Here is an 11,287-nt window from a genome sequence, read left to right on the forward strand (position 1 = left end):
GAGCGGTGGGTCGGCCCGGCCGCCCTGCCCCGGGTCTCGCGCGTCGGCCTCGGGCCCGGCCCCGGCGCGTCGCGTCGCGCGCCCGGGCACGTACCATGGCCGTATGTCCTTCCTCCGCCGCCGCAGCGCCGCCACACCCGCGGGCCCGGACTTCGACGTCCTGGCCATGGACCCGGGGGACTGGCCCGGCAACCTCGGCGCCGGTCTGCTCCCCGCGCCCGACGGAAGCTGCCAGGGCGTCTTCCTGCGCTACGACCTGTTCGGCGGCCGCGGCCCCGCGATGATCATCGGCAACCTGCCCGAGGGCTCCCCGGCGCGTGAGCTCGCCGACGGGCAGATTCCCTTCGAGGTCGCCCAGCTCCTCGCGGCCCTGGAGAACGACGAGCCGGTCGAGGTCCTCGACACCGAGGACATGCCGGTCATGCAGGGTGACAACCTGCTGATCGTGAAGCGGCTCAAGCTCTCCGAGAGTCGGATCTCCTGCGTGCAGTTCGACCGCAGCGACAACGTCCTCGTCACGATCGCCAGTTGGGACCGTCCGATCACGGACGACCTGTACGCGCTCCTCAAGCCGCTTCCCGCCGAGCTCTTCCAGCAGGGCTGACGGGGGGCGGGGGCCGATGAGCGCACGCGTCGACAGCTGGATCTGGGCGGTCCGCCTCACCAAGACCCGTTCCCAGGCCGCCGCGGCCTGCCGGGCCGGTCACGTCAAGGTGAACGGTGAGCGCGCCAAGCCCGCCCAGCCGGTGAAGCCGGGTGACGAGGTGCGGCTCTTCCACGGCGGCCGGGAGCGGATCGTCGAGGTGAAGCAGCTCCTCACCAAGCGGGTCGGCCCGCCCGTCGCCGCCGAGGCCTACGTCGACAACAGTCCGCCGCCGCCCCCGCGCGAGCATGTGGCCCTGGCCGGCGTCCGTGAGCGCGGGGCCGGCCGGCCGACCAAGCGCGAACGCCGCGAACTGGACCAGCTGCGCGGCCAGCGCCCCTCCTGACCGCGGACCGCGGGCCGCGGGGGCCCACCGGAACACCCGGCGCCCCCGCACCGCGTCAGGGAGTGAACAGCGCGGCCAGCCGCGCCGCCGATGTGCCGAGCCCCGTCGGGCCCCGCCGCACCAGTGCCGTACCGCTGCCCGAGTGGACGTCCTCGGCGCGGTAACGCCGTACGCTGCGATGCCAGTTGAGGATGCCTGCCAGCCAGTCCTCCAACTCCCGCACGTACCCCTCGAAGGCCGCACGCCCCTCGGTGTCCAGCTCGAAGTCCTCGTACAGCAGCGGAAGTTCGTGCTCCTTCACATGCTCGAACTGGCGCAGCCGACCCCGCATCAGATCGTCGACCATCGCCACCGCCGTCGGGTAGTCGCAGTCGAAGAACGTCTGGAGGACCAGGACGCCGTTGTGGACCTCGCCCTCGACCTCGATCTCCTTCTGGTACGAGAACAGGTCGTTGAGCAGCGTCGCGTAGTCGGCCGCCGAGGACTCCAGGCTCCGGACGGTGCCGGTGCGGTAGATCTCCGGCGGCAGCCGGTCGGCGTGCCGCAGCTTGCACAGCAGCATCGTCATGTCGGAGCCGAAGGTCCGCCGCCGCATCTCGATGTAGTCCACCGGATCGGGAACCCGGTGCTGTGCCTGGTTGTGCAGCTCCCACATCCAGCTGTCGAGCATCCGGTCCATCGCGCCGCGCAGCAGCTCCCGCGCGTGCGGCCCCATCGGCCCGGCCGTCCGTGCCCACAGATCGGCGAGCGAGCGCTCCATGGGGCTGACCGCGAGCGACGGACCGGCCGCCGGATCCTCCACCGGCATACAGGACTTGAGCCGCTCGGTGCACTCCTTGGCGCCGACCAGATCGCGTGGCCGGCCGAAGACCAGGGGGTAGTAGTCGTCCCCGTACGTTCCCCACGTCAGCCACTCGGCGCTGAGCTCCAGCTCCTCAAGTGTGGCGTCGGGGTCCAGCCCGGCCGAGCAGAGCGCGAGGTCGAATCCGTCCATCATCGGACGGTCCCAGATGTCGTCCAGGAGGCCCATCCGCTCCGCCCAGTCCTCCGACCGCCGCTTCGCCTCCCGGTGGTGCGGGCTGAGGGAGAGCGGGTAGGGCAGATCGAACTCGGGTAGCAGCGAGGGGCCCACCTTCTGGTGCGGCACATGCGTGAGCGAGCGCAAGCGGGAGGCGGCGGGCCTGCCGAACAGCGTCCTGATGTCGAGCGCCGACGTGCCCAGCACCCCGTCGAGCCCCGAAGGCCCGGTGTCGAGGCCCTCGTTCATGTACCGGCTGGAGCGCATGTGCCATTCGTGGCCGCCGGACTGCCAGTCCTGCAACCCCTTCGTATACGCCGCGACGGCCGCGCACTCCGCCGGGGTCAGCCCCTTCTCCAGACAGAGGCCGGGGACCTCGGTCAGGGCCGTGTTCTCGAACTGCTGCAGCCGCGAGGTCAGCAGATCGTTGACGGCGTCGGCGGCCTCCTGCGTCGTGCAGCCGAGGAACTTCTCCAGGACCAGGACGCCGTTGCTGTTCTCGCCCTCGTCCTCGACCTCACGCTGGTAGGAGAAGAGGTCGTTGCGCAGATGGACCGCGTCGGAGAAGGCGTCCCGCAGCACGCACAGCGGCCGGGAGTGAGCCACCTGCTCGGGGACCTCGGCGCCCGCCGCGTACTCGACGAGCCCGGCGGACCAGGGCGCGCCGCCCACCTTGCGGCGCATCTCGATGTACTCGACCGGGTTGGCGATCCGCCCCTCGTTGATGTTGTCGAGCTCCCAGAGCGACTCGTACAGCAGATGTTCCGTGGCCTCGGCGAACCGCTCCCGCCACGCCCGGGACATCGAGGGCACCGTGCGTGCCCACAGGTCCGCGAGGCCGGCTTCGACCGGGTTGGTCGGCTCGGGCATCGGCGCCGCCGGGTCCATCGGCATGAACAGCGGCAGCCGGTCCAGGTAGGCCTTGCTGCCCGGCCGGTCCTGGGTCCGCTTGAAGACCTCGAGGAAGTGGTCGTCGAAGAAGAAGACCCAGGTGTACCAGTCGGTGACCAGCGACAGGGCCTCGGCGTCGCAGTCCGGATGCGTGTAGGAGCACAGCAGCGCGTAGTCGTGGGACTCGAGGTCGTGCTCCTCCCAGATGCCGGAGCCCTCCAGCATCCCCATCGACCGCGCCCACTCCCGGGTGTGCGTGCGGGCGGTCTCCACATGGGGGTTGAGCCGTGCCGGATACGGAACGTAGAAATCCGGCAGTACGAAGGGCTGAGCCATGCGTGCGGGGCCTTTCGGTGAGCGAGGGCGTGAGCCATGTCCGGCCGAGCCCTACCCCCCGCTCGTGCGGCCCACGCCGTACCCGGATTAGTCGTATGAACGCCGAAGGGTGTCGCCGGGCGGTACCCCGCGGCGACACCCCTCAACTCCGGCCCGTCAGCTCGCTCAGGCGCGGGAAACCCGCACGTCGGCCGCCTTCACGAAGGCGACCCGGTGACCGAACTGGATCTCGTAGTACTCCTCCTGTCCCCGGACCACCGTGTGCCCCGTGGTGTCGAACACCGGAGCGAAGTAGTACTCGCCCGGGGTACGGTCACCCACCACGTACCGCTGCCCGGCGAGCAGCTTGTACGGCAGCGGCGACACCGCCTGCACCGGCACCCCGGCCGGATACGCCGAGGCCTCAGGGTAGGCGCGCCCGTACACGGGGATCTCCGCCGCGCCGTCCTTCGGCGTCAGGACCAGGCCACGGGCGTTCACCGCCGTCGGCCGCGCCTTCGGGTTGTGGAACCAGGCCTTCTGTCCCAGGTACCAGATCGCCGTCCAGTCGCCCCGGCGCTCCGCCACCGCGTACTGCTGCCCCGTCGACGCCCGCGCCCCGGTGTCATTGACCCCGGTCGTCGAGTCCTGCCCGCCCGGACGCAGACCGACGTCCTTGACCAGCGGGGCCTCGGCGCTCGGCTCCGTGTGCAGCCGGACCGCGCCGCTGCCGTGCGGGGCGCAGGCCTGGCCCGCCTTCACGCAGCCGGTGTAGACCGGCTGGTGCGCGGTGTAGTCCGGGCGGATCGTCACCACCCCCGCGTCCGGGCCCGCGCTCGGCGTGAAGGGACGGCCGAGCAGCTGGAAGTAGTGCGCCCAGTCCCAGTACGGACCCGGGTCGGTGTGCATCCCGCGGATCGTCGAGGTGACCGTCCCCGGCACGTTGTCATGGCCGAGGATGTGCTGCCGGTCGAGCGGGATGTCGTACCGCTGGGCGAGATGACGCACCAGGCGCGCCGATGTCCGGTACATCGCCTCCGTGTACCAGGAGTCCGGCGCGGTCAGAAAGCCCTCGTGCTCCAGGCCCACCGACTTGGCGTTCACGAACCAGTTCCCCGCATGCCAGCCGACGTCCTTGAGCGGCAGATGCTGGGCGATGTGCCCGTCGGAGGAGCGCAGCGAGTACTGCCACGACACATACGTCGGATCCTGGACCAGCTTGAGTGTGACGTCCCAGGTCGCCTCCGTGTCGTGGACGACGATGTAGTCGATCGACTGGGAGGCGGGCCGGTTCGCCTTGTCGTGGTTGCCGTAGTCCCCGTCACCGAACTCCTCGTACGGCGCCGGGATCCACTCGCAGGCCACCGTCCTCGGGCACTCGGTCCGCCCCGCGTCCGCCGTCCGCAGCCCGAGCGACTCCACCTGCCCGGTCGCGGGCGCGATGTCCGCTTGGGGCGGGAGCGTGACCACCTGCCCGCTGTCCGTCGTCCGTGTCTCACCGCCGCGGATCACGTCGTACACGTCGTTGGCGAACGTCGCCGCGGTCGCGGTGTCGTCGGCGCCCGAGTAACGCGCCACCGCCCCGTACCAGTCGGCCGGATCGGCGCTGAGCGGCCGGCCCGACTCGCGCTGGGCGGCGGCCAGCAACGCGGCCCCGCCCTCTATGTTCGCTGCGGTGCTCGTCCGCAGCTCCTCCGCCGGAATCCCGGAGAGCTCCGCCGCCCGGACCAGTGTCTTCAGACGCGCCGGCAGCTGGGCCGCCGTCGGTGGCGCGACCTCCTGCTCCTCGACGACCCTGGAGGTACGGGAGTCGTCGCCCCGCGCGTCCTCCTCGCCGTGCGAGTGGTGCGGCGCCTCGGCGAGGGCCGTCACCGCGTCCGTCAGATGCATCGGACCGTAGCCCCCGGTCACGCTCGGCGCACCACCGTGCGCGTCCCATCGCGACTGGAGGTACGACACCGCGAGGAGCACGCTCTGCGGCACTCCCTGGCGCGCGGCCGCCGCCGCGAACTGCTGCTGGAGCGCACCGGCTTCGACCGGTTCGGCGGTGGCCGACGGGCCGATGGCGAGGAGAGGGAACAACAGAGCGGCGGACGCCACGGCGCCCACCGCCCGGGGGACCCGTCTGTGCGATGCGGAACGGTGCAAGGCAGCCTCCAGGAACGGGGGGTGATGAGGGGGCGTGCGGGGCCGAACCCGTACAGGGGTATCGGCTTCCGGACGATCCGTCAATCACCCGCCCTCACAAGGAACTGCCCATGTCAGGGGCTGTGCGGCGGAGTTTCGCCGCGGCGGTCCCCGGGCCTGCGGCGCGTCAGTGGAGTGGACCAATGCCGGTGCCGCGGGCCCCGGTCGACGACGATTCCGCGCGAGCCCGGGGGACGACGATGCCCCGCGCTCCCGATGTGTCGGCACCGGGCGCGCGGAGCATTCCCCCGCGTCGTCGGTCGGCGCGCCTTCAGCGCGTGCCGACCGCGGCGCGCACGGCCCGCCGTGCCATGGCGCAGTCGTCGTGCAGCCGCCGCAGCAGCCGCCGCTGTTCCTCGCCGGGCGAGACCGCACCGGAGGGGACGGGAACCGAACCGGCGGGCGGCGCCTCCTTGATGGTGCGCTGCACCGCCGTCTCGTACGTACGGATCTCCCGGGTCAGCACGATCATGAGGTTCACCAGGAAGGCGTCCCGGGACGCCGGCCCCGCCTGCTGGGCGAGCTGACTGATCTGGCGCCGGGCGAGCGGTGCGTCACCGAGCACCGCCCACATCGTCGCCAGGTCGTACCCGGGCAGATACCAGCCGGCGTGCTCCCAGTCGACCAGGACCGGCCCGGTGGGCGACAGCAGGATGTTGGAGAGCAGGGCGTCGCCGTGACAGAACTGGCCCATGCCCTGACGCCCGCCTGCGTGTGTCAGGCCGTGCAGGAGCTTCTGCAGGTCGTCCCGGTCCCGGTCGGTGAACAGTCCCAGTTCGTGGTAGCGCGAGATCCGCGACGCGTAGTCGAGCGGGGCGTCGAAGGTCCCGGCCGGCGGGCGCCAGGTGCCCAGCCGTACGATCGCGCCCAGCACCGCCCGCAGGTCCGCCCGCGGCGGCGCCTCCACGGGGTGGCGCGTCAGCGCCGCCGCCCGCCCGGGCATCCGCTCGATCACCAGCGTGCAGTTCTCCGGGTCCGCGGCGATGAGCCGCGGCGCCCGCACCGGCGGACGGTGGCGGACGAAGGAGCGATAAGCAGCTATTTCGTGCTGGAACCGCTCGACCCACGCGGGGGAGTGGTCCAGTAAACACTTCGCGACCGCCGTGGTCCGTCCGGTCGTGCCGACGATCAGTACGGAACGGCCGCTGCGCCGCAGCACCTGGACCGGGTTGAACTCCGGGCAGATCCGGTGGACGGACGCGATCGCCATCCTCAACTGCGCGCCGTGCGGGCCCGACAGGTCGATCCTGCCGCTGGGCGGCTGAGCGGTACTGCCCGCCCAGCGCCTGGCCCGGCCCGCCGGGGAGGCAGGAGCGAGATACGGTCCGCTGCCGGCCGGGACGGAACGGTGCTGGGGCCGGGGCGGGGCGGACACGGAGGACGATGCTGTGTACATGGAGGAGACAGATCCCTTCGTGTGCCGACGAGTTACGTGCGTCGCCCCGCCCGACCACCGGGCCGCACCCTGGGGAATGAGGGCCGGTTGCCGGGGCGGGGTGGCGCGTTCCTACCTGACACCCGGGCGCGGGTGGCGGAACATCGGGCGCACCCTGGCGAACCCTGGCGAATAGTCGCCAGCCCTATGACAGGGGGTTAGTGTCAACTCAGCCGAGAACCTGGGGGCTTAGACGTGACCGGACAAACCAACACCCGCCTGGCAGACCTCTTCGGCCTGGCCGGCTGGTCCAAGGGAGAGCTCGCGAGGCTCGTCAACCGGCAGGCGGCGGCCATGGGCCACCCCCAGCTGGCGACCGACACCTCACGGGTCCGGCGGTGGATCGACACGGGGGAGATCCCCCGCGACCCCGTTCCCCGGGTGCTGGCAGCACTGTTCACCGAGCGACTCGGCCGTGTCGTGACCATCGAGGACCTCGGGTTCGTACGACGCGGGCGCGCCGGAAGACGGCAGAACGTCAGGAACAACGACAACCCTGACGGGCTGCCCTGGGCGCCCGAGCGTACGGCGGCGGTCCTCACCGAATTCACGGGAATGGACCTCATGCTCAACCGACGCGGCCTGGTGGGCGCGGGCGCCGTGCTCGCCGCCGGCTCCGCCCTCAGCAACGCCATGCACGACTGGCTCCACACCGACCCCGCACGCACCGCGAACGCTCCCCGTCCGCACGATCCCCTCCATGCCGACCCCGCTGGGTTCGACCGCTACGAGGCCGCCCCCATCGGGTCGGAGGAGATCGAGGCGCTGGAGCGTTCGGTGGAGGTGTTCCGCGCCTGGGACGCCTCCCGAGGTGGCGGGCTCCAGCGCAAGGCGGTCGTGGGCCAGCTCAACGAAGTGGGCGGCATGCTCGCCTATCACCACCCCGACCACCTCCAGCGACGCCTGTGGGGTGTCGCCGCCAACCTCGCGGTCCTGGCCGGCTGGATGTCGCACGACGTCGGCCTCGAACCCACCGCCCAGAAGTACTTCGTCATCGCCGCCCACGCGGCCCGGGAGGGCGGCGACCGTCCGCGCGCCGGTGAGGCCCTGTCGCGGGCCGCCCGCCAGATGGTCCACCTCGGCCGCCCCGACGACGCCCTCGACCTGATGAAGCTCGCCAAGTCCGGCTCCGGCGAGGAGGTGCTGCCGCGCACCCAGGCCATGCTCCACACCATCGAGGCCTGGGCACAGGCCTCCATGGGCAAGGGCCAGGCCATGCGCCGCACCCTCGGCGAGGCCGAGGACCTCTTCGTCTCCGACAAGGCGGACGTGCCTCCGCCGAGCTGGATGCAGAACTTCGACGACGCCGACATGCACGGCATGCAGGCCCTCGCCTACCGCACGCTCGCCGAGCACGATCCGGCGGCCGCGGTGCCGGCGCAGCGCCACGCCAAGCTGGCGCTCGAACTGCGCCGCAGCGGCCACAACCGTTCCAAGCTCTTCGACTACATCTCGCTCGCCTCGGCGTGCTTCATCGCCGACGACCCCGAGCAGGCCGACCGGTACGCCCGGCTCGCCCTGGTCTCCATGGGGGACACCTCCTCCCACCGCACCTGGGACCGGCTGCGGGAGATGTACCGGCTGACCGGGCAGTACGCCGGCTACGCCAAGATCGAGGACCTGCGCGAGGAGATCGCGCTCGCGCTGCCCAAGCCCGCCGCCAAGCGGCCGAGGACCGGCGAGATCTGAGGCCGCGGGCGCCGGCCACCACCCACCGCATGAACACCCGTACACCCTTGCGTCCGTAGGGCCCGCAACGCACCGTCACGTCATGCAGCGGTGCAGGCAGGTGCCCATGCCCGCACGCACGCGCATACGCGCACGAAACAGGCACACCGGCTCCGCCGGTATGCCCTCAGGGGCGCCCGCGCGCCCCTGCCGACCCTCGAACCCCTCCGTACCCCTACTGACCGACCCGGACCACCATCACACAGGCGTCGTCCTCGCCCGGTGCCTCGCCGAACTCCTCGACCACCGACCGTACGCAGTCCTGCGCGTCCCGCGCCCCCGTCAGCCGTGGCGCCATCGCGAGGAGGCGCCGCGTACCCGAATCGTCCGTCCCGCCGCGCCGGGTCAGCCCGTCCGTGTGCAGCAACAGCAGATCACCGGGGAGCAGCCGGATCTCGGCCTCCTCGTACGCGGCCCCGGCCGTCGCTCCCAGGAGCACGCCGTCCGGCCGCGCAAGAGCGCGCCCCGTCCCGTCGCGGAAGAGCAGCGGGGCGGGGTGTCCCGCCTGCGCCCAGGAGAGCGTCTGGCTCGCCGGGTCGTAGCGGCAGCACATCGCGCTGCCCAGCGCCGGCTGCACGGAGGTCTCCAGCAGCTGGTTGAGATGGCCCATCAGCGCGCCCGGGCGGATTCCGGCCACCGCCATGCCACGCAGCGCGCCGAGCAGCATGGCCATGGAGGAGGTGGCGGAGACGCCGTGCCCGGTGAGGTCGCCGACCGTCAGAAGCGCGTCCCCGTCGGGGAGCGCGAGGGCGTCGTACCAGTCGCCGCCGATCAGTCCGGTCGACGCGGCGGGCAGATAGTGGGCCGCCACGTCGAGCGGCGCGCCGGGACCGCCGTGCGCGAAGCGGAGCGAACCGCGCCAGGGAGGGAGGACGGCTTCCTGGAGCTCGACCGCGACCCGGCGCTCGGTGCGCTCCATGTGGCGACGGCGCTGGAGGGAGTCGCGGGACTCGCGGACCGCGCGTTCACTGCGGCGCAGTTCGCTGACGTCCCGTAAGACGGCCCACATGGAGGCGGTGCAGCCGTCGGCGTCGAGGACGGGCTCGCCCATCATGTGCAGGGTGCGGACCCTGCCGTCGGTGCGGACGATACGGAACTCGCCGTCGATCGGCTTTCCGTCGATCAGACAGTCCGTCACCATCGCCTGCAGAAGGGGCTGGTCCTCGGCGAAGACCACCGACGGGAGCTCGTCCAGCGACATCGGGCCGCTGTCCTGGGTCCGGCCGAAGATCTGGTGGAGCTCCTCGGACCAGCTGACCTCGTCGGTGAGGAGGTTCCACTCGGCGCTGCCGACGCGGCTGAGCAGGGAGCCGGTCCGGGCGGAGGCGTCCGGCTCGCCGTAGGCGGCGCCGGGATCCGAGGCGACCTCGGCCGCGTTCTCCGGTTCCGTCCCGGGAGTGGCCGGCAGCTCATCCGGTACACCGGCCTTGAGCTGCCCCAACTGGGCGCCAAGGTCGTCGAGTTGATGTACGGCGAGATCGCACAGGGCGCGCTGCCAGCGGTTGCGGGGATCGTCCTCGTCCAAGACGGCGTCCCGGCGTACGGCGTCCACGTCACCGCGCAGACGGCGGGTCTGCGAGATCAACGCGTCCACCATGCCGGGCTCGGGCGGTTGGGCGGGACGGTCCGCGAACAGATGGGACGGCATGTCGTACTCCGATACAGGCGCGGCGCGGCCGGTTGCGAACGAGGAACAAGGCCCGGAGTCGACTGTTGCACAGGCGGAGACAGCTCGTAAGGGATTTGGCAACACTCGATACGGTGGTGCTTCTGGCATATGTCAAAGGCCCGCCGATTACCGGCCATCGGGGTGGTAACGGATCATGCCGGTGAGAAGGTTACGGTGCTGGTGTGGTGAACGACGAGTTGGGCACGGTGGGTACGGCGGTGCTGCTGGCAGCGGCCCCGGCGGGGCGGGGCCGGGCGGTGGACGCGACGTCCGTCCTGCCGGCGCTGGCGGCGGTGCCGCCGGGCGCGCTGACCGGCACACAGGTGGCGACGGTGGTCGAACTGGCCGACCCGCTGGACCCGCAGACCGTCCTGACCCGGCTGCGCGCCGCTGCGGCGTCGCCGGGGCCGCTGGCCCTCTACCTCGCGGGCCAGCTCCAGCTGGACCGCAAGCAGCGGCTGCCGCACCTCGCGCTGGCCCGCAGCACGGCGACGACGTTGCGGTACACCGGACTGCCCTGGCACTGGCTCGCCGGCGAACTCGCCGTGCGACGGGCGGGAACGACGACGGTCGTGGTGGACCTCGTGGCGGACGCGGAGGCCTGGGAACGGCTGGCCGCCACCCCCGGCCTCCTGTCCGTCGGCCCCGGCCCGCTCCTGTACGGCCGCGTCGCCCCGGCCGCCCGGCGCGGCGAACCGGCGACCCCGGAGTACCTTCGCGCCCTCGCCTCGATCTGGCGCACGGGCGCCCGGCCCCCATGGCCCCACCTCCACGCGGAGGCGGCGGCACAGGCCGACGCCGCCGGGGCGCTGTTCCTCACCCCGGAGCACGGCCCCGCGGCCGGGACACCCGCTCGGGCCGCGACGCCCCCGGCAGGAGCGACGCCGATCCCTGCGCCTGCGGCGGAACATGCGCCGTTTGGGGCCGGTTCGGGGCGCGCGGCGTCCGTGCCTGCGGCGAACACGTGCCGCCTGGGGCTGGTTCTGGGGGCGAGGTGTCCGCGCCTGCGGCGGAACAGGCGCTGCCTCAGGCCGGTTCGGGGCGCGCGGCGTCCG

7 protein-coding genes and 1 pseudogene are annotated in these 11,287 nt (G+C 72.2%); 4 read left to right on the plus strand and 4 right to left on the minus strand.

Going from position 1 to position 11,287, the window contains the following annotated elements:
• Nucleotides 1-103: 103 nt before the first annotated feature.
• Nucleotides 104-604 carry a hypothetical protein gene (locus J7E93_RS36035; protein ID WP_215074256.1) on the plus strand — a complete coding sequence of 167 codons (501 nt, stop codon included), beginning with the start codon at nucleotides 104-106 and terminating at the stop codon, nucleotides 602-604.
• A 16-nt stretch (nucleotides 605-620) separates the two neighbouring features.
• Nucleotides 621-989 (plus strand): RNA-binding S4 domain-containing protein, encoded by a 369-nt coding sequence (locus tag J7E93_RS36040; protein ID WP_215074257.1) that lies wholly within the window; start codon nucleotides 621-623, stop codon nucleotides 987-989.
• Between the two features lie 55 nt (nucleotides 990-1,044).
• Here J7E93_RS36040 and J7E93_RS36045 read toward each other — a convergent pair whose 3' ends face one another.
• From J7E93_RS36045 to J7E93_RS36055, 3 genes are all read right to left on the minus strand, one after another.
• Nucleotides 1,045-3,234 (minus strand): terpene synthase family protein, encoded by a 2,190-nt coding sequence (locus tag J7E93_RS36045; RefSeq protein WP_215074258.1) that lies wholly within the window; start codon nucleotides 3,232-3,234, stop codon nucleotides 1,045-1,047.
• 165 nt (nucleotides 3,235-3,399) lie between these two features.
• Nucleotides 3,400-5,322 (minus strand): N-acetylmuramoyl-L-alanine amidase, encoded by a 1,923-nt coding sequence (locus J7E93_RS36050; RefSeq protein WP_215074262.1) that lies wholly within the window; start codon nucleotides 5,320-5,322, stop codon nucleotides 3,400-3,402.
• A gap of 349 nt (nucleotides 5,323-5,671) precedes the next feature.
• Nucleotides 5,672-6,796: an aminoglycoside phosphotransferase family protein gene (locus J7E93_RS36055; protein WP_215074259.1), complete on the minus strand. Its 1,125-nt coding sequence runs from the start codon at nucleotides 6,794-6,796 to the stop codon at nucleotides 5,672-5,674.
• Between the two features lie 234 nt (nucleotides 6,797-7,030).
• On the opposite strand from J7E93_RS36055, the gene J7E93_RS36060 reads away from it, so the two are divergent.
• Complete coding sequence (locus J7E93_RS36060; protein WP_215074260.1) at nucleotides 7,031-8,524, plus strand: hypothetical protein; 1,494 nt, start codon at nucleotides 7,031-7,033, stop codon at nucleotides 8,522-8,524.
• 214 nt (nucleotides 8,525-8,738) lie between these two features.
• On the opposite strand, the gene J7E93_RS36065 is transcribed toward J7E93_RS36060, so the two are convergent.
• Nucleotides 8,739-10,211 carry a PP2C family protein-serine/threonine phosphatase gene (locus J7E93_RS36065; protein ID WP_215074261.1) on the minus strand — a complete coding sequence of 491 codons (1,473 nt, stop codon included), beginning with the start codon at nucleotides 10,209-10,211 and terminating at the stop codon, nucleotides 8,739-8,741.
• Nucleotides 10,212-10,414: 203 nt separating this feature from the next.
• Here J7E93_RS36065 and J7E93_RS36070 point away from each other — a divergent pair.
• Nucleotides 10,415-11,287: pseudogene (locus J7E93_RS36070) on the plus strand (hypothetical protein); the annotation flags it as partial.

This window comes from Streptomyces sp. ISL-36, assembly GCF_018614205.1.
Classification (GTDB): Bacteria; Actinomycetota; Actinomycetes; order Streptomycetales; family Streptomycetaceae; genus Streptomyces.